This is a genomic window from Pseudomonas sp. 5Vm1k, assembly GCF_056161485.1.
Genome location: NZ_JBSPCZ010000002.1, coordinates 498,696 through 517,322, shown reverse-complemented (window position 1 = coordinate 517,322; position 18,627 = coordinate 498,696). Strand labels below are relative to the sequence as shown.

General features: G+C 59.1%; 18 protein-coding genes and 2 tRNA genes. 11 read left to right on the top strand and 9 right to left on the bottom strand.

Annotated features, from left to right (window positions below):
- Positions 1-113 precede the first annotated feature (113 nt).
- Positions 114-1,571 carry an NAD-dependent succinate-semialdehyde dehydrogenase gene (locus ACWIKB_RS06115; protein WP_475265788.1) on the top strand — a complete coding sequence of 486 codons (1,458 nt, stop codon included), beginning with the start codon at positions 114-116 and terminating at the stop codon, positions 1,569-1,571.
- 27 nt (positions 1,572-1,598) lie between these two features.
- The gene (locus ACWIKB_RS06110) at positions 1,599-2,678 is read left to right on the top strand and encodes a tartrate dehydrogenase (protein ID WP_163910351.1); all 1,080 of its coding nucleotides are present in this window, start codon (positions 1,599-1,601) and stop codon (positions 2,676-2,678) included.
- A gap of 261 nt (positions 2,679-2,939) precedes the next feature.
- On the opposite strand, the gene ACWIKB_RS06105 is transcribed toward ACWIKB_RS06110, so the two are convergent.
- Positions 2,940-3,866 (bottom strand): 2-hydroxyacid dehydrogenase, encoded by a 927-nt coding sequence (locus ACWIKB_RS06105; protein WP_475265787.1) that lies wholly within the window; start codon positions 3,864-3,866, stop codon positions 2,940-2,942.
- Positions 3,867-4,138: 272 nt separating this feature from the next.
- Between ACWIKB_RS06105 and gabT the strand changes: the two genes are divergently transcribed.
- The 9 genes from gabT (at position 4,139) to ACWIKB_RS06060 (ending at position 11,632) form a co-directional block, all read left to right on the top strand.
- The gene (gabT, locus tag ACWIKB_RS06100) at positions 4,139-5,431 is read left to right on the top strand and encodes a 4-aminobutyrate--2-oxoglutarate transaminase (RefSeq protein WP_475265786.1); all 1,293 of its coding nucleotides are present in this window, start codon (positions 4,139-4,141) and stop codon (positions 5,429-5,431) included.
- Between the two features lie 95 nt (positions 5,432-5,526).
- The gene (locus tag ACWIKB_RS06095; RefSeq protein ID WP_475265785.1) at positions 5,527-6,183 is read left to right on the top strand and encodes an HAD family hydrolase; all 657 of its coding nucleotides are present in this window, start codon (positions 5,527-5,529) and stop codon (positions 6,181-6,183) included.
- A gap of 45 nt (positions 6,184-6,228) precedes the next feature.
- Complete coding sequence (locus ACWIKB_RS06090) at positions 6,229-6,717, top strand: Lrp/AsnC family transcriptional regulator (RefSeq protein ID WP_008055821.1); 489 nt, start codon at positions 6,229-6,231, stop codon at positions 6,715-6,717.
- 401 nt (positions 6,718-7,118) lie between these two features.
- The gene (locus ACWIKB_RS06085) at positions 7,119-7,889 is read left to right on the top strand and encodes a DUF4198 domain-containing protein (RefSeq protein WP_475265784.1); all 771 of its coding nucleotides are present in this window, start codon (positions 7,119-7,121) and stop codon (positions 7,887-7,889) included.
- 28 nt (positions 7,890-7,917) lie between these two features.
- A complete protein-coding gene (locus ACWIKB_RS06080) occupies positions 7,918-9,123 on the top strand; it encodes an acetyltransferase domain-containing protein (RefSeq protein ID WP_475265783.1) in 1,206 nt (401 codons plus the stop codon).
- 66 nt (positions 9,124-9,189) lie between these two features.
- Entirely contained in the window at positions 9,190-10,533 is a 1,344-nt protein-coding gene (locus ACWIKB_RS06075; RefSeq protein ID WP_475265782.1) for an OprD family porin, read from the top strand.
- Between the two features lie 228 nt (positions 10,534-10,761).
- A tRNA-Cys gene (locus ACWIKB_RS06070) sits at positions 10,762-10,835 on the top strand.
- A gap of 194 nt (positions 10,836-11,029) precedes the next feature.
- A tRNA-Leu gene (locus tag ACWIKB_RS06065) sits at positions 11,030-11,116 on the top strand.
- Between the two features lie 165 nt (positions 11,117-11,281).
- Positions 11,282-11,632 (top strand): hypothetical protein, encoded by a 351-nt coding sequence (locus tag ACWIKB_RS06060; protein ID WP_475265781.1) that lies wholly within the window; start codon positions 11,282-11,284, stop codon positions 11,630-11,632.
- Positions 11,633-11,718: 86 nt separating this feature from the next.
- Here the strand turns inward: ACWIKB_RS06060 and ACWIKB_RS06055 are convergent, their stop codons facing one another.
- The 8 genes from ACWIKB_RS06055 to modA form a co-directional block, all read right to left on the bottom strand.
- Positions 11,719-12,003, bottom strand: coding sequence for a hypothetical protein (locus ACWIKB_RS06055; protein WP_475265780.1), 285 nt, complete (start codon positions 12,001-12,003; stop codon positions 11,719-11,721).
- A 291-nt stretch (positions 12,004-12,294) separates the two neighbouring features.
- Complete coding sequence (locus ACWIKB_RS06050; protein WP_054050531.1) at positions 12,295-12,525, bottom strand: hypothetical protein; 231 nt, start codon at positions 12,523-12,525, stop codon at positions 12,295-12,297.
- Positions 12,526-12,654: 129 nt separating this feature from the next.
- Positions 12,655-12,876 (bottom strand): hypothetical protein, encoded by a 222-nt coding sequence (locus ACWIKB_RS06045; protein WP_054050533.1) that lies wholly within the window; start codon positions 12,874-12,876, stop codon positions 12,655-12,657.
- Between the two features lie 72 nt (positions 12,877-12,948).
- Positions 12,949-14,598: an ABC-F family ATP-binding cassette domain-containing protein gene (locus ACWIKB_RS06040; RefSeq protein ID WP_475265779.1), complete on the bottom strand. Its 1,650-nt coding sequence runs from the start codon at positions 14,596-14,598 to the stop codon at positions 12,949-12,951.
- Positions 14,599-14,843: 245 nt separating this feature from the next.
- Positions 14,844-15,881 (bottom strand): DNA topoisomerase IB, encoded by a 1,038-nt coding sequence (locus tag ACWIKB_RS06035; RefSeq protein WP_475265778.1) that lies wholly within the window; start codon positions 15,879-15,881, stop codon positions 14,844-14,846.
- 75 nt (positions 15,882-15,956) lie between these two features.
- Positions 15,957-17,036 (bottom strand): molybdenum ABC transporter ATP-binding protein, encoded by a 1,080-nt coding sequence (gene modC, locus ACWIKB_RS06030; protein ID WP_475265777.1) that lies wholly within the window; start codon positions 17,034-17,036, stop codon positions 15,957-15,959.
- Between the two features lie 3 nt (positions 17,037-17,039).
- The gene (gene modB, locus ACWIKB_RS06025) at positions 17,040-17,720 is read right to left on the bottom strand and encodes a molybdate ABC transporter permease subunit (RefSeq protein ID WP_163910289.1); all 681 of its coding nucleotides are present in this window, start codon (positions 17,718-17,720) and stop codon (positions 17,040-17,042) included.
- Positions 17,721-18,488: a molybdate ABC transporter substrate-binding protein gene (modA, locus tag ACWIKB_RS06020; protein WP_054050541.1), complete on the bottom strand. Its 768-nt coding sequence runs from the start codon at positions 18,486-18,488 to the stop codon at positions 17,721-17,723.
- Between the last annotated feature and the right edge of the window lie 139 nt (positions 18,489-18,627).

The window sequence follows — 18,627 nt, the reverse complement described above, 5'->3', positions numbered from 1 at the left end:
ATCTGCTGTGGCGCGGCGAATTTCAGCATCCGACACTGTCCTCAAATCGCTTTCAGCATCCTCATCTGCCACACCTCCCTAGACTGGAGCATGTCTCGGATCAGGACTCGACCATGCTCAAGAATTGTTTGAAAGACCCCAGCCTTCTGGCAGAACTCGCGTATGTGAACGGGCAGTGGATCGGCGCCGATAACGCCGCGACCCTGGACGTTATCGACCCGGCCAGCGGCCAGTTGCTCGCCCGTGTGCCGGCCATGCAAGGCGCAGAAACCCGACGCGCCATTGAGGCTGCCGACAAAGCCTGGCCGGCCTGGCGCGCACGTCCGGCCGCCGAGCGTGCGGCGCTGCTGGAGCGCTGGTATCAGGCCATGATCGACAACCTCGACGACCTGGCGCTGATCATGACTTGCGAGCAGGGCAAACCACTGAACGAAGCCAAAGGCGAAATCCGCTACGGCGCCGGTTTCGTCAAATGGTTCGCCGAAGAGGCCCGGCGGGTCTACGGCGAAACCATGCCGGCCCCCAGCGGCGACCGTCGATTGCTCACGCTCAAACAACCGGTGGGCGTCTGCGCAGCGATCACACCGTGGAATTTCCCTAATGCGATGATCACCCGCAAATGCGCACCGGCATTGGCGGCGGGCTGCCCGATTATCGTCAAGCCATCGGACCTGACACCGCTGTCGGCCCTCGCTTTAGCGGTATTGGCCGAGCGCGTCGGCATTCCGGCCGGGGTGTTCAACGTGTTGACCGGCATGCCCGCCAGTATCGGCGAAGAGCTGGCCAGCAACCCGACGGTGCGCAAGATTTCCTTCACCGGTTCGACTGCCGTGGGCCGCTTGCTGATGCGCCAGAGCGCCGAACACATCAAGCGTTTGAGCCTGGAACTGGGCGGTAACGCGCCATTTATTGTGTTCGACGACGCGGACCTGGAGCAGGCAGTAGCGGGGATCATGCTCAGCAAGTTTCGCAACGCCGGGCAAACCTGCGTCTGCGCCAACCGGATTCTGGTGCAGGACGGCATCTACGAACGCTTCGCCCAGCGCCTGGTGGAGGAGGTCGGCAAGCTCAAGGTAGGCAATGGCCTCGACGCCGACGTCACCATCGGCCCGCTGATCAACCCGGCCGCTGTCAGCAAGGTCGCCCGGCACATCGACGATGCGCTGAGTCAGGGTGCGACATTGCTCTGTGGCGGTATTCCCGAGGGCGACAACCAGTTCGTCCAGCCCACGGTGCTTGGCGACACCCACGCCGGCATGCTGTTGGCCAATGAAGAAACCTTCGGCCCGGTCGCACCGCTGATGCGCTTTACCGATGAAGCGCAAGCCCTCGCGTTGGCCAACGCCACGCCTTACGGTCTGGGCGCCTACTATTTCACTCAGGATCTGCGTCGTTCATGGCGTTTTGGCGAGGCGCTGGAGTTCGGCATGGTCGGCCTCAACACCGGGATCATTTCCATGGAAGTCGCGCCGTTCGGCGGTATCAAGCAATCCGGTCTGGGGCGCGAGGGCAGCAAGTACGGCCTGGATGAATACCTTGAAGTCAAAGCCTTCCACATCGGCGGGCTGTAATTCACAGACACTGGGGGAGGCATATTGATGAGCAAGACATTCAGAATCGCCGCGATTGCCGGCGATGGCATCGGCAAGGAAGTGTTGCCGGAAGGGTTGCGGGTGCTGGAGCAAGCGGCGAAGAAATGGCAACTGGATCTGAGCATCGAAGTGCTCGACTGGGCGCATTGCGATTACTACCTGGAACACGGGCAGATGATGCCCGATGACTGGTTCGAACAGCTCAAGGGTTTCGACGCGATCTACTTCGGTGCCGTCGGTTGGCCGGACAAGGTGCCGGACCATATTTCGTTGTGGGGGTCGTTGCTGAAGTTTCGCCGCGACTTCGACCAGTACGTGAACATCCGCCCGGTGCGACTGTTTCCCGGCGTGCCGTGCCCGTTGGCCGGACGCAAACCGGGGGACATTGATTTTGTGGTGATCCGTGAAAACACCGAGGGCGAATATTCCTCGGTCGGCGGCAAGATGTTCGAAGGCACCGAGCATGAATTCGTGCTGCAAGAATCGGTGTTCACCCGCCGTGGCGTGGACCGGATTCTCAAATTTGCCTTCGACCTGGCCCAGACCCGACCGCGCAAGCGGCTGACGGCGGCGACCAAGTCCAACGGGATTTCCATCAGCATGCCGTATTGGGATGAGCGCACCGCATTGATGGCGGCGAAGTACCCGGAGATCACCTGGGACAAGCAGCACATCGACATTCTGTGCGCGCGGTTTGTGCTGCAACCGGATCGGTTTGATGTGGTAGTGGCGTCGAATTTGTTTGGCGACATTCTTTCCGATTTGGGGCCTGCGTGTGCGGGGACCATTGGGATTGCGCCGTCGGCGAATCTTGATCCGGAGCGGCGGTTTCCGTCGTTGTTCGAACCGGTGCATGGTTCGGCGCCGGATATCTATGGGCAGAACATCGCGAATCCGATTGCGATGATCTGGTCTGGGGCGTTGATGCTGGATTTCCTCGGCAATGGCGATGAACGCTATCGCGCGGCGCATGATGGGATTTTGCAGGCGATTGAACGAGTGATTGCGGACGGGCCGATCACCCCGGATCTGGGCGGGAAGGGCTCGACGCAAGACGTCGGCAAAGCCATCGCCGACATTCTCTAACCTCTCGCCCGCCCCCCCTGTAGGAGCGAGGCTTGCCCGCGAAGGCGTCGTGCCAGTCAATATTAATGTCGTCTGACACACCGCTTTCGCGAGCAAGCCCGCTCCCACAGGGGATTTGCGCCGCTAAGAAGTTCTCTGTCAAACATCGACTCAGTGTGGGAGCGAGCCTGCTCGCGAAGGCGGACTAACATTCAACATGCAAGTTGACTGACATTCCGTCTTCGCGAGCAGGCTCGCTCCCACAGGGGTTATGGGTTTTGTTCAGTAACCCTGGCTGCGGTCGATCTGGCCCACCATTGGCTCGCCTCGCTCAAACCGCCGAATATTCTCCAACAACACCCCAAACGCACTCTCTGGCTGAGTCATCGCCGCAATATGCGGTGTCAGCAGAATCTGCGGATGCGCCCAGAACGGATGATCCGCCGGCGCCGGTTCCTGCTGCAGCACATCCAGCACCGCGCCGCTGAGTTGTCCGCTGTCCAGCGCCTCCAGCAGATCACCTTCCACCAAATGCCCACCACGCCCCATATTGATCAACGCCGCACCGTGGGGCAGTTGTCGGAACAGCTCTCGATCCAGAATTCCCTGGGTCTGATCCGTCAGCGGCAACACACACAACAAAATGTCGCACTGGCTGAGAAACGCCGGCAGTTGCTCGCGACCGGCATAACAATCCACGCCCGCAACCTGATGCGCACTGCGCGCCCACCCCTTCAACGCGAACCCCAGCGGCTGCAATGTCGCCAGAATCTGCTGCGCCTGCGCACCCAGCCCCATCACCCCCACCCGACGCTTGCTCGCCGGTTGCAGCAAGTGCGCCTGCCAACACCGCGCCATCTGCTGCTGCCGATAACGCAGCATGTCCCGATGCAGGCTGAGCACGGCAAAACTGGCGTATTCGCACATGCCACGGGTGATGCCCGGATCGAGTAATCGCACCACCGGCAAACTCGCCGGAATGCGGCTGAGGTCCAATTGATCGACCCCAGCGGACAGCGCAAACAAAACCTTCAGGTTCGGCAACAACGTTTGCAGATCATCCGGCGCCTGCCACGCGGCCAGGTATTCAATCTGCGAAGGATCGCCAATCTCCGGCCAGGCGCGCCATTCGATATCCGGGGCGTGTTCGGCGAACAGCGCTTGCCACTGTTCGCCGCGCACGGGGTCAGCTTTATAAAGCAGGGCCATGGGCAATTCCTGAATGGATGAAGGTGCTCTCATCATCGCGCAATGCCAGCGCAGGATCTGTCGAAAGCGCCGGGTTAAACGGCTCGGGCCACGTTGTATCGCCAAGGCTGCGGCAGATTCGGCGGGCTGAAGGAATCTGCCGTTTGGCAGGGTGAAAACAGTCGATCCGAATTTCTCAGGGGCCAAGTTCGGCGTAGTTCGTTTCGCTCAAGCCTTAATCTGAACACCATCGCAACCACCTCCCGGTTGCCGGACTCACGATGGGAAATGCCATGAATAGCAAAGTCGACGAAACCCCTCATTTGCTCCGTCAGCGCGATCAATTCGTGCCGCGTGGCCTGGTCACCGCTCACCCGTTGGTGATCGATCGCGCCCTAGGTGCCGAGTTGTGGGATGTGGACGGCAAGCGCTACCTGGATTTTGTCGGCGGCATCGGCGTGCTGAACATCGGCCACAACCACCCGAAAGTGGTCGCGGCGGTACAAGCGCAACTGCAAAAGGTCTCCCATGCCTGTTTCCAGGTGGTCGCGTACAAGCCTTATCTGGACCTGGCCCAGCGCCTGTGCGAAATGATCGGCGGTAAAGAAGCCTATAAAGCGGCGTTCTTCACCTCCGGCGCCGAGGCCGTGGAAAACGCGGTGAAGATCGCTCGCGCGCATACCAATCGTTCGGCGGTGATTGCGTTTCGTGGCGGCTTCCACGGTCGCACCTTGCTCGGCACCACGCTGACCGGCATGAGCCAGCCGTACAAACAGAACTTCGGGCCGTTCGCACCGGAGGTGTTCCATACGCCGTATCCGAATGCCTATCGAGGCGTCACCAGCGACATGGCGCTCAAGGCACTGGACGAATTGCTCGCTACTCAAGTGGCGCCGGAGCGGGTCGCCGCAATCATCATTGAACCGGTGCAGGGCGACGGTGGTTTCCTCTCGGCGCCGGTAGAGTTCCTTAAAGGCCTGCGCGCACTGACTGAGAAGCACGGCATCGTGCTGATCCTCGATGAAATCCAGACCGGTTTCGGCCGCACCGGCAAGTGGTTCGGTTTCCAGCACGCCGGCATCCAGCCAGACCTGGTGACTGTCGCCAAGAGCCTGGCCGGTGGCTTGCCGCTGTCGGGTGTGGTCGGCAAAGCCGCGATCATGGATGCGCCGCTGCCCGGTGGCCTCGGTGGCACCTACGGCGGCAACGCGTTGTCGTGCGCGGCGGCACTGGCGGTGATCGATGCGTTCGAGGAAGAACAGCTGCTGGCGCGCGGTGAAGCGTTGGGCGAGCGTCTGCGTCAGGGACTGCTGAAATTACAGAGCCGTCACCCGCAAATCGGTGACGTGCGCGGCGCCGGGTTCATGCTGGCGATTGAGCTGATCAAACCGGATGAGGCGCGCACGCCAGACGCCGACCTCAATCAGCGGCTGATCGATGAAGCGCGCAAGGGCGGTTTGCTGGTGATCAAGTGCGGCGTGTACCGCAACGTCCTGCGGTTCCTCGCGCCACTGGTGGCGACCGAAAGCCAGGTCGACGAAGCGCTGCAAATTCTCGAAGCCGCTTTGGCACGCGTCTTGAACTGAGCTCCTGCAAGCTTCGGGCGCTGCTGCAAGGCAGCGCCCGTGAGCGTTTATGGAGCATGGATTGATGGAATGCATCATCGGAGGCTTTGCACACCATGGGGCTGACTGAATATCGCGCGCTGCTCATCGATTGCGATGAAGTCCTGGTCGATCGCGACTCGGGGGTCTGGGCGGCGTTGCAACCGCTGCTCGACAGCCGGGGCGGGCACCCGGACAAGGAACAGGTGCTGGCTGAATACGGCGAGGTGGTGCGTGCCCTGTATCCGCGCTTCGGTGAGCTAGGCTTCAGTGGACTGCTGTGTTTCGCCCATCGCCAGTTGGCCGAGCGCTGGGGCCTGAAAGCCAGTTGGGAGGAGGGCATGAGCTTCGCCCGTTCGGTGGCCGGCTGGTCGCTGTTCGAGGACGCGCCGGGGGCAATGTTGTACCTGCGCAAGTTCTATCGCCTGCTGGTGCAGGGCGACCGGGACGCCGAGGACCGCGGGCAGCTTTGTGAACGTCTGGGGATCATGCCCGATGACTTTATCTCGCTGGCCAGCGATCCATTGCAGGACGCGCAATGGCTAGAAGTTAACGCGTACAAGCCCGGCGAGATTCTGCAAGTGACCCGGCCTTCCGCCAGTCGGCAGGCGGTCAGCGATGTGTGCCTGATCTGTCGCGGCCGGGTCAAACACCCGACACCGTGCGCGGCGGATTACTGCATCAACAGCATGGCGGATCTGGTGGCTCAGCATCAGCTGTCTTTACGGCGCTGATTTTGCTAGAAGATTGTCTTACAAACGGCAGTCAAGAGGTACGCAATGGAAGGTTTAGTAAAACTGGACCGAATCGATATCAGCATCCTGGTTGAGCTGCAAAAGGATGGGCGCATGACCAACGTCAGCCTCGCCGATGCCGTGGGATTGTCGGCCAGCCCCTGCCTGCAACGGGTCAAACGGCTGGAATCGGCCGGGTATATTTCCAGCTACAAGGCGCACCTGAACCTGGCGAAAATCACCGATTCAGTGACGGTCTTCACCGAAATCACCCTCAGCGACCACAAGCGCGAAGACTTCGCCAAGTTCGAGTCCAACATTCGCCTGGTGGATGAAGTGCTCGAATGCCATTTGATCAGTGGTGGCTACGATTATCTGGTGCGTTTCATGACCCGCAGTATTCAGCACTATCAGGAAGTCATCGAAAGCCTGCTGGACAAGAACATTGGCATCTCCAAGTACTTCAGCTACATCGTCATCAAGTCGCCTGTGCTCAAGGACGGCGTGCCGTTGCGTAAGTTGTTGCGGCACTGACTGGCAGCATTCCCACCCCCAACACCAATTTCCCTGTGGGAGCGGGCTTGCTCGCGAAGGGGCCGTGTCAGTTGATAGAAATGTCGACTGACACGGCCCCTTCGCGAGCAAGCCCGCTCCCACATTGTTTTTTAGTGCTGCATGCACCGCGTTTGGACATGAGTCCGCTAGAACCACCTATCCCGCCTCATCCTGGCGCAAGCCGCATAAACCACCGTTTCCCGCCGTAAAAACAGTTTCCGATAGCCCCTCACGCACTGATTTCAGAACAACGCGCAAAAGTCTTCGCGCTGTAATGCGTACAGAGAGAGGGGCGCGGTTTGTGATGTCGCTGATTTCGGGAGGATGAAGCGGCTGTAACGAATCGCTGAATAACACCAATCGGAGCCAAAAAAATGCGAATGAGCAACGCAAAAGCACTGTTGGGTTACGGCGTTTTCCTGCTGGCTGGCAGCAGCGAGGCGCATCAGATCTGGTACGAACAGCCACCAGGGCAACCGCTGGCGTTGTACTACGGGGAATACGACAAGAACATGCTGGAGGTGACGCCGGGCGGGATGGACCGGTTCCAGCAACTGAGGGGATGGTCGATCAGCAACAATTCGAAACCATTGAATCTGACCTTGCAGCGTCAGGCGTTCGCGGTGGCGCATCAGGCCAAGAGCGATGACTCACTTCTGGCCCAAGATCCGCATTATCCGATCTTCGACCTGCACGAAGCCGACAAGACGCTGAAAACCCACTGGACGCCGGCAACCCGATGGGTCGGCGATTTGCGCGGGCGAACCCCGGAACTGACCCTGGACATCGTGCCCACCGGCATCGTTGACACAAACAAGGCGCAGTTCCAAGTGTACTATTCGAAAAAACCGCTGGCGGATCAGGACGTTATGCTGGAAACCGGCTCCGGCGAAGTCTTCACCCAGCGCACCGATGCGTCGGGCAAGGTCAGCTTCGAGTTGCCCTGGCAGGGCACGTATGTGGTGGCCGTCGAATACAAGGACCGCACGCCCGGTGAACGCGTCAGCCCCCAAGGCAAGGCCGAGCCGTACGACCTGAAGAGCTTCAGCTCCACGCTGTCGTTCTACCGGGCCGAGGGCAAGCCGTCGTTGCCACGGGCACCGTCGCAGCTGCCGGCCTCTGAAGTTGCCCGGTTAAAGAAACAGGCCTGATTCGTCGCCCCCTAAAGGAGTCACCACTATGTCCCAATCTTCAGGATTGGCCGGGCAGGCGGGAAGTATTTCCCCGGCGCTGGCCACCCCCGCGGTAGAAGCCAACACCCGGATGTTGGCAATCGATGCCCTGCGCGGTTTTGTCATGCTGTTGATGTTGATTGACCACGTGCGAGAAACCTTTCTGCTGCACCGTCAGGTCACCGACCCGATCGACGCCTTGAGCGTCACGCCGGACCTGTACTTCACCCGCATGCTCAGCGAAATCTGCGCCCCGGTGTTCATCTTCCTCACTGGCCTGTCGGCTTGGCTCTACAGCCAGAAACACACCGCCAGCGAGACCTCGGTGTTCCTGCTCAAGCGCGGGTTCTTCCTGGTGTTCCTGGAAATCACCTTCGTCTGCTTCGCCTGGAACGCCGAGTTCCCGCCCAAGACCCTGTGGCTGCAAGTGATCTGGTGCATCGGCATCTGCATGATCGTGCTCGCGGGGTTGCTGCACTTCAAACGCAGCTGGTTAATTGTGCTGGGGCTGGTCATCGTCGCCGGGCATAACCTGTTCGATAACGTGGTGGTCGGGCCGGAATCGCCATTCTATGTGCCGTGGTCGATCCTGCATCAGAAAGTGTTTATCGACATCACCGAGTTCACCCGGGCGCGCACGACGTATCCGGTGCTGCCGTGGATCGGCGTGATCCTGCTGGGCTGGGCCATCGGGCCATGGTTCGGCAAGGACATGGAACCGGCGGAGCGGATTTCACGTCTGGTCAAACTTGGCGTGGGCTTGCTGGTAGCGTTCGTGTTTATCCGTTACCTGAACGTCTATGGCGAGAAGCCGTGGGTACAGACGGGGGATTCGTTGCGCACGTTCATGAGCTTCATGAGTGCGAAGAAGTATCCGCCGTCGCTGATGTTCCTGATGCCGACCCTCGGTCTGGGCCTCCTCCTGCTGGCGCTGTTCGAGAAGCTGCAGGATCGCTGGTCCACCGCGACGCTGGCGATCTACGGCGGGGCGCCGATGTTCTTCTATTTGCTGCATCTATACGTGCTCAAGGCCATGTACCTGGTAGCCGTTGCAATCTGGGGCGCCAATCAGGGCGCGTATTACGGCTTCGATAACCTGCCGACGGTGTGGCTGTGGAGCGCGATCCTCGGCGTGTTGATGTTCTTTCCGACGCGCTGGTTCGCCAGCCTCAAGCAGCGCCGTCGCGACATCGCGATCCTCAAATACCTCTGAGTTGACCAAGGGTGTCCCGCATCTGGCGGGACACCTTGCAGACCCTGAATTTCGTGGAGTTGCCCTGTGAAAATCCTATCGACACACACCCTGCTCTTGGCATTGGGCGGGCAGTCGCTGCTCGCCCTGGCTTCAGAGCAAGACAACGCAAAAGGCTTTGTCGAAGACAGCCAGTGGAGCCTGCTCAACCGTAGCGTCTACGACCGGCGCGACTATCAACACGGTGCCCTGAGCAACGGCGCACGCAATGCCTACAAGCCGCGCGCCCAGCGTAGCGACCTCGCCGAAGAATGGGCCTACGGCTTGATGGCCGATTTCGCCTCTGGCTATACACGCGGCATCGTAGGTTTTGGTCTCGACGCTCACGCCTATTCCGGCTGGGAACTGGACAGCGGAGGCGGGCGGGCCGGCAAGGCGCGGTTGCTTGGCGTGGACAATGACGGCCATCCCAAGGATGAATTCAGTCGCGGTGGCGCAGTGGCCAAATTGCGCTTCTCCTCGACTGAACTGCGTTACGGCGAGCAGCGGGTGAAAACCCCAGTGTTCGGCTCGTCCGACAGCCGCCTGCTACCGGAAACCGCCACCGGCTGGTTGCTGACCAGCCGCGAATTACCCGCCACCACGCTATACGGCGGTCACTTCAACGAAAGCACTGACCGTAACGCCACCAGTCATGACCAAGGGTTTGTGGTCAATTACTCCAATGGCAAGCAGGGCGACAGCTTCGATCTGGTAGGCGTGCGCAACACCGCGGTCAAAGGGCTGAATGCCAGCCTGTTCAGCGCGGTTTATGCCGACACCTGGCGTCAGCATTATTTGGGCGCGGTCTACACCCAGCCGATAGCGGACGGCCAGGACCTGACCTTTGACCTCAATCTGTATCGCACCCAGGACACCGGCAAAGCTTTGTCCGGCCGGATCGACAACACCACCTGGAGTTTTCTGACGACTTATAAGGCCGGCTCCCACAGTTTTGGTCTGGGCTATCAGAAAGTCGATGGCGACACGCCTTACGACTACGTCACCCGAGGCGCGATCTACTTGAGCAACGCCGTGGCCTTGTCCGACTTCAACGCCCCGCAAGAAGCGTCCTGGCAAGCCCGCTACGACCTGAACCTGGCCGGCTATGGCATCCCCGGCCTGACCTTCGGCGCACTCTATGTCCGCGGCAGCGGCATCGACAGCAGCCACATGGACCCGAATGGCGGTTACAAATGGCTGGGTTACGGGCAGGGGGGTAAACACTGGGAGCGCGATGTCCAGGCCAAATACGTGGTGCAATCAGGCGCAGCGAAAAACCTCGCGTTTACCTTGCGCCATGCCGTCCATCGAGGGAATGCGGCCCAGGCTGAACTGGATGCCAACCAGATTCGGCTCGCGGTGGAGTATCCATTGGGTGGCAAATTCTGAAGAGCAAACGGCGACGAGGCGTGAAACCGGGGTGATCAACCCGGAAGAAATTTTTTTGAAATCAAGGGGTTGCCAGCCTCGGGAAATCAGTACATAATTCACGCCATCGAAAGCACTGACGGCTTAAAAAGCTCAATGTTTTCAACGAGTTAGAGAATGATTCGATTATCTCTCGAAGCTCAGCGTTTGTATGCATTTGGTGTCGTGCTACTGACATCAGATGTTTGAGGCCGAGTAGCAAAATGGTTATGCAGTGGATTGCAAATCCACCTACGCCGGTTCGATTCCGACCTCGGCCTCCACTTTAAACGAGCTCCGTAGATCCTTGATCTACGGAGCTTTTTTATTTTCGCTGTCCTGCAAGATTTAGTCTTGAAAAGGACATATGCGAACTTGCTTCACGGGGGAGGGATGTATATATTTCCACCTCTGCTGCACAAGCGTCGGAACTGCCAAGCTTCAAGTGGCAACTTTCAGACTGCTTCACCGCGCTACCGCCCGAATGGCGAAACTGGTAGACGCATGGGACTTAAAATCCCCCGCTCGTAAGGGCGTGCCGGTTCGATTCCGGCTTCGGGCACCATCTAAAATCAAGGGTTTGCGGGCGAAAGCTGATGCAAACCCTTGTTTGTTTCCGGTCAGTAATTTTTGATCATTTCTGTTGGATGCGCTCAAGGAGCCGGCCTATCTGGCCGATACGTTCCAGTCTTGGTATTGATTCCAATAAATTTGAGCGCTGGAGATCCGAATGGTCCTGCATAAAATGTTCGCACGCCTAAGCATGGCGATGATTGTCGGCGCATGCGTCTATTCAACTCAGGCGATGAGTGACGCTGTTGCAGACCACGACACTGCGGTTACGGTTGTAGCCGCTACTCAGGTGTGTGCAAAACAAAATCCCAATGCGGGAATTTCCGTGGAAAAGTTCATCCTTCAGCAGAAAGCGGACATCACTCCCGACATGGAGAAGACCATCAAAGAGGTGGCGACAAACCCCATGTACGCCGGTGAAGTGAAGCAATCGTTCAACTTCTTCAGTAGCCCGGATGGCTTGAGGCTTGTGGAGAGTATTTGCAAAGGAATGATAGCGGCTAAGTAATGTTTTATCCGTTATAGATCAAAGGCCTGCATGAGGTTTCTCATGCAGGCCTTTATCATTTTTGATCACGGCTTTTTAATTGTGTGCTAAACAAACGCTTGGCCTCTGAACCCGCGTGGCAACCTTTGCAGCCCCGCCATATCGGTCAGCCTTTGAACCCATTCCGCCCGCCAATCATTGGCTGTATGAGTTACCTTGGCCTTGCGCGCTGCGCGACGCGCCGCATTGCGTTCGTCTTTACGTGCGTCCTTGAACGCATCGGTGTTGCGGCAGCTTCTGCATTTCACCTGGGTCAATATTTTGCTCGAAACCAGGTTGTTGCCTGTGTGACCGCAGGCCAGGTGCCCGCCGACTTTGAAGTGAGTGACCATTGGAACGTCTCCTTCGTGACGTGTGATTGTTTGACCTCCAGTCGTCGGCAGCGTTCGTTAGTGAACCCAAGGGCAAAAAAAAGGCCCGCATGCGGGCGGGCCAAGGGATTCTTCAAAGGAGTGGTTTCACAGTAGGGCGTTGGTTGTGAACAGGATGTGAAAGCAATGGCGCAAAAAAAAGCCCAGCGCGAGGCCGGGTTGCGGGTATAGCAGGAGGCTATCAGGCAGGCAGGCTCTCGGTGACCAGGCGGTCGCCGTTCATGCTTCCTGAATCAGGCCTGTCCTTAATGATTATCTAAACCGGGGCAGCGGTGGTTCGACAGGGCGCAGAGAAGACAGCGTGCTGCGAATCAGCGGTGCGTCCTTCTCGATGTCGTTCAGCCGGTCACGAATTTTAAGTGCCGTAGGATGCCCGCCTTGATGATCGACCCAGTCGGCAATTTCTTTGCAAGCGGCCGCGAGACGAGCCTGACGGGAGTCAAGCAGAGTGAGAAGGGTGGTGATGGACTCTTTTTCAGACATGACACACCTCCATTTAAAGCAAACCTGGCAGTGGCAGCAAAAAGCCCGCTGATGCGAGCTCTCTGCCGATGGGGTCGCTGGTCCTTCAGCTGATTTCAGTATAGACCCGGTAAAAAATCTTGAACCATTTCAGCTTTGCCGGGCTGTCACTTGTGAGCGGGCATTGAGCTGATGGCACTCACGTCGGGCGTCTTCTTCATGATCGTAGCCGTCACCGATAAAGCCGCGGGTGCGGGTATCGGCGATGCGGTACCAGACGGCGGCGTCCGGTGGCGCGTGGTTCACTTCTCCGGCCCGGCGGCCATGAATGATGATTTTGTTGCAACGTTTCACAACGAAAATGTCTTCCATGGCACCACCGTAGCTGATTCGTGTTCAGATCAACTATAGAAGCCCTTTGCGATCGTGCAAAAAATAGGCAGGTCAGTTCGTCGGTTGAATGCCTGATAAATCGTCAAAAGGTTTGAACTGCCAACCCATCGGGTGCCACTTCAACGTATGAGTCGGTGCCAGCGCCGCGAGAAACGCGGGGTCGTGGGATGCCGCGATAATCGCCCCCGGAAAATCCCGTAATGCCTGTTCGAAGGCCTGGACGGACTCAAGGTCCAGGTGATTGGTCGGCTCATCAAGCAACAAAAGCTGTGCCGGTATTTTGCGCCAGAGCGCAATGGCGACGGCCGCCTTGAGGCGTTCGCCGCCACTGAGAGAGCCGCTTGGCCGGGTGACTCGGCGCGCATCCAGTTGCAACTGAGCCAAATGACTGCGCAACGTCCCTTCGGTCAACGGTGTATCGAGCAGTCCCAGTTGCTCGACGATGGAACGTTGATCGTCCAATAAGGCCAGTTGCTGATCGAGAAAGGCGCTGGGTACATGGGTGATGCATTGGCCGCGACGGGGCGGGAATTCGCCGGCCAGCATGCGTAACAAGGTGGATTTGCCACAGCCATTCAGTCCGCTTACGGCGATGCGCACAGGACCTGAAATCGACAACGTGAGTCGGGACGCAGACCAGGGCAGTTGCGCATCCACCAGCGTCAGCACCTGCCGATTGGTCGGCACGACGGTGCCTGGCAGGCTCACCACCACACAGTCTTCGGGCAGCACCTTGGCATTGGCTTCCCGTACCTGTGCATCGAGCCCGTTTTTGCGGGTTTGATGCGCCTGGCGCACCGACCCCATGGCATCCCTGGCCGAGCCTTTCATCCTGGCCCGCTCAGGACTTGAAACATTGGCGGTATCGGCCTTTTTCAGGGTTCCGGCAGCGTGACGCTGGAGGGTGTCGTGCTCGCGCTGCAACCGGCTGCGTTCGCGATTGCGCTCGGTACGGGCCTGATCAAGGACCATTCGGGCGGCAGCCTGGTTGATCTCTCGGTGAGCCTGGAACGCCTGGTAATTGCCGCCAAATACCTTGGGCCCAAGCGGAGTCAGTTCGACAATGCGTTGCATGTGGTTCAGTAGCTGCCGGTCATGGCTGATCACGATCAAGCCACCGCGCCATTGTTCAAGCTTGCGCATCAGCCAGCAACGCCCGTCGGCGTCCAGGTGGTTGGTGGGTTCATCCAGCACCAACAACTGCGCCCGCCCCAGCAGGGCGCCGATCAAGGCGATACGTGCTTGTTGTCCGCCGCTGAGGGTTTGTGTCAGATGCTCGGGACCGATGTCAGCCAGTCCCGCCTCATCCAGCGACAGACGCAGGCGCTCGGGCAGGTCCCAGCGGTCTGCAAGGGTGTCGAAATCTTCGCTTGAGGCGAGGCCGAGATTCAACCGGCCGAGGGCCTTGAACGCTGGTGCGCAAGCGGTGGCGTCGGCGACAGTTTGTCCTTCGGTGCTTGAAAATGTTTGCGGCACATAGGCGATGCTTCCCTGGCAAGTCAGGCTGCCAGCGGTGGGCTTGAGTTGCCCGGCAATCAATCGCGCAAGGACGCTTTTGCCGATGCCATTACGGCCGACGATGGCAGTGGGGATGCGGTCGAAACTGAGGTTCAGTGAATCGAAAATAATCTCGCCATTGGCGAACTGAAAACCCAATTGGTTCAGAGAAACGAGTGCAGGCAGACGCGTGACGTGAGTCATCGGCACCTCCAGAAAATGTCGAAAAACCAACAAGCGCCATTGGCGGCTTGTCGCGGAAACATTTTGGAAGGCTTAGTTGTTCACGTTTGCGGGCGTCCTGGGGAGGTGAGGGTGGTCAGGCTAGACGAAGACTTGAACTCGATCAAGCCCCCGTAGGAGCTGCCGAAGGCTGCGATCTTTTGATCTTGATTGTAAAAAACGAGATCAAAAGATCGCAGCCTTCGGCAGCTCCTACAGAGTGAACGTCAGGACTTTTGGGCGGCCGCGACCATTTTTTCAAGGAAGATCGCCAGCCCGACTTCTTCGACCCTCAGTCCTTTGCGTACCCTCGGGCGCGGCAATTGCGCTAAGGCGCCAAGCAAAAAGCCCTCCAGCACCGCCGGGTGGATGTAGCACTTGCGGCACACTGCCGGGGTGTTACCCAGTTGTTTGGCGACATTCTTGACCATCTCCACCACGTGCCGTTTGGCGTCGGACTCCGGTTCCCATTGCAGTTCCCGCAACACTGCCAACGCCAGCGCGCTGCCGGCCCAGGTGCGGTAATCCTTGGCGGTGAAGTCGGCGCCGGTGAGGGTTTGCAGGTAGGCGTTGACGTCGGAGGAGGTGACGGTGTGGCGCTCGCCGTTTTCGTCGAGGTACTGAAACAGGTTTTGTCCGGGGATTTCCAGGCAGCGCTTGATGATCCGCGCCAGACGCCGGTCCTTCACGGTGATCTGATGTTCGACGCCACTCTTGCCGCGAAACTGGAACAGGATCGCACTGCCATTGACCTCCACGTGTCGATTACGCAGTGTGGTCAGGCCATAGGAACGGTTGTCCCGGGCGTATTGAGTGTTGCCGACGCGGATCAGCGTCGCGTCGAGCAAGGTGATAACCGTGGCCATGACTTTGTCGCGGCTGAAGCCGGGCGCCGCCAGTAAGGCCTCCAGTTGCTTGCGCAATTTCGGCAGCGCCAGGCCGAAGTCGCGCAGTCGCGAATACTTGTCGGCATCACGCACCTCGCGCCAGCGCGTGTGATAACGGTATTGCTTGCGCCCCCGGGCATCTCGGCCGGTGGCTTGCAGATGACCGCGCGGGTCGGCACTGATCCACACGTCGGTGTAGGCCGGCGGCACCGCCAGGGCGTTGATGCGCTTTATTTCGTCGGGATCGGTGATGCGCTGGCCGGTTGGATCGAAATAACAGAACTTGCCGCGCAATTTCTTGCGGGTGATGCCGGGCTGGGTGTCATCGACGTAATGCAGGTCGGGTGGCAACACATCGGTCAGCGCGGTATCGGGCATGGCGGTAGTCCTTGGCATCGAATCGAGGGCTTGTACAGCCATTGACCGCGCGCTATCGCCGTGGTGCCAACAGATTCAGGCCAGCACTGCTACTGCCTTGATCTGCGCCCAAAGTTGCTGGCCGAGGTGGATGCCCAACTGATCCCGGGAGTAGCGAGTGATCCGCGCCAGCAGCGGTGTGCCGCCAGCGTCCAGCCGAATCAGCACGTGGGCGGCGTTGTCGGCGCTCAGTTCACTGATGACCGTGACGGGCAGGCGATTGAGAATGCTGCTTTGCTCAACGCTGTGCAGGCTCAGACTGACGTCCCGCGCCTGTACTTTGCAGCGCAGGGCCTGGCCTTCGGTCATTGGCGAATGGGGCACGCGCAAATTCAGAGCGGAATTGGGCAGTTGCAAGGTCAGCAATTGATAAGCGCTGTCGTAGGCGCTGACGTGTCCTTCAATTACCACGCCAGCGTCGTCACCCAGCGCCAGTGGCAGGTCGAGACGGGCCAGGGTTTCACCGATCGGGCCGCTGGCAAGCGCCTTGCCATCGCTCAGCAGCACAATATGGTCGGCCAGCCGCGCCACTTCATCCTGGGAGTGGCTGACGTAGAGCACCGGAATGTCCAGCTCATCGTGCAGCCGTTGCAGGTACGGCAGGATTTCGTTTTTGCGCTGGCTATCCAGCGCTGCCAGCGGTTCGTCCATCAGCAACAGTTTCGGGCTGGTGAGCAAGGCACGGGCGATGCCGATGCGTTGGCGCTCGCCGCCGGACAAATGCTGCGGGTGCCGGTCCAGCAGATGGCCGATGCCCAGCAGTTCGGTGGCGTGAGCCATATTGACCCGGCGCTGCAGTTTCGGGATGCGCTTGAGGCCGAACTCCAGGTTGGCTAGCACTGACAGGTGTGGAAACAGGCTGGCTTCCTGAAAGACGTAACCGAGCGCGCGTTTGTGCGGCGGGACGAAAATCTTCCGGCTGCTGTCTTGCCAGACCTCATCGTTGATTTGGATGAAGCCTTCTTCGGCTTTCTCCAGCCCGGCGATGCAGCGCAGGCAGGTGGTCTTGCCCGAGCCGGAATGGCCGAACAAGGCAGTGACGCCGCGACCGGGCAATTGCAGATCCACATCGAGGGCGAACCCTGAGTAACTCAATTTCAGACGGGTTTGAATCATCGATCAGCTCCAGCCCGCTTTGGTTTTACGGCTGGAGTAGAGCGCCAGCAACACCAGGAAAGAGAACACCAGCATTGCCCCGGCCAGCCAATGGGCCTGGGCATATTCCATGGCTTCGACGTGATCGTAGATTTGCACCGACACCACGCGGGTCTTGTCCGGGATATTGCCACCGATCATCAGCACTACGCCGAACTCGCCGACCGTGTGGGCGAAGCCGAGAATCGCGGCGGTGATGAAACCGGGACGGGCCAGGGGCAGGATCACGCTGAAAAAGGTGTCCCAGGGATTGGCGCGCAACGTCGCGGCGACTTCCAAGGGGCGGGTGCCAATGGCGGAAAAAGCGTTTTGCAGCGGCTGCACTACGAACGGCATCGAGTAGAGCACCGAGCCGATCACCAACCCTGCAAAACTGAATGTGAGGGTGCCGAACCCCAGTGATTGGGTGAACTGGCCGACGAAGCCGTGAGGCCCGAGCGCCAGTAACAAATAGAAGCCAATCACCGTGGGCGGCAACACCAGGGGCAGGGCGACGATCGCCCCGACCGGGCCGCGCAACCAGGAACGGGTGCGCGACAGCCATAACGCAATCGGAGTGCCGATAACCAACAGGATGACGGTCGTCAGGGACGCCAGTTTCAGGGTCAGCCAGATGGCGGAAAAATCGGCACTCGTCAGCGTCATTTAGAGTTGGTAACCGTAGGACTTGATAACGGCAGCGGCTTTCGGACCTTTGAGGTATTCAACCAGAGCCTTGGCGGCCGGGTTGTCTTTGCCTTTATTGAGGATCACCGCGTCTTGTTTGATCGGGTCGTGCAGGCTCGCCGGAACGATCCACGCCGAACCGCTGGTGACTTTGCCGTCTTTGTAGATCTGCGACAAGGCCACGAAGCCCAACTCAGCGTTGCCGGTGGAAACGAACTGGTAGGCCTGGGTGATGTTCTGGCCTTCAACGATCTTGTCCTTGACCTTGTCGGTCAGGCCTTCTTTGGCCAATACCTGGGTCGCGGCCAGGCCATATGGCGCGGCTTTCGGGTTGGCAATGGACAAGTGCTGGTATTCGTTCTTCTTCAGGACTTCGCCTTTGGCATCGACATAACCTTCCTTGGCCGACCACAGCGCCAGCGTGCCGATGGCGTAGGTGAAGCGCGAGCCTTTTACGGTATCGCCTTCGGTTTCAAGTTTTTGCGGGGTGGTGTCGTCCGCCGAGAGGAACACTTCGAACGGCGCGCCATTCTTGATCTGGGTGTAGAACTGACCGGTCGCGCCATAGGCTGCCACCAGTTTGTGCCCGGTGTCTTTTTCGAAATCAGCGGCGATCGCCTGGATCGGCGCGGTGAAGTTAGCGGCGACAGCCACCTGGACTTCATCCGCCTGGGCCGAGCCGAAAGCGAAGACAGCGAGCAGGCTCGCCAGGCAAGTAGGGGCAAAACGTGAGGCACGAATAGTCATGGAACGGCTCCGTGGTAGGCAAGTGCAGTGGGCAGTTTTTATAGGGGGTGAACTGCGCCGATGCGAGGGGTGAAACGCTATATATCGGAATATATAGCGAAATGCCTTTAAACGGAACTTGTTGGTATTGCGCGGGATT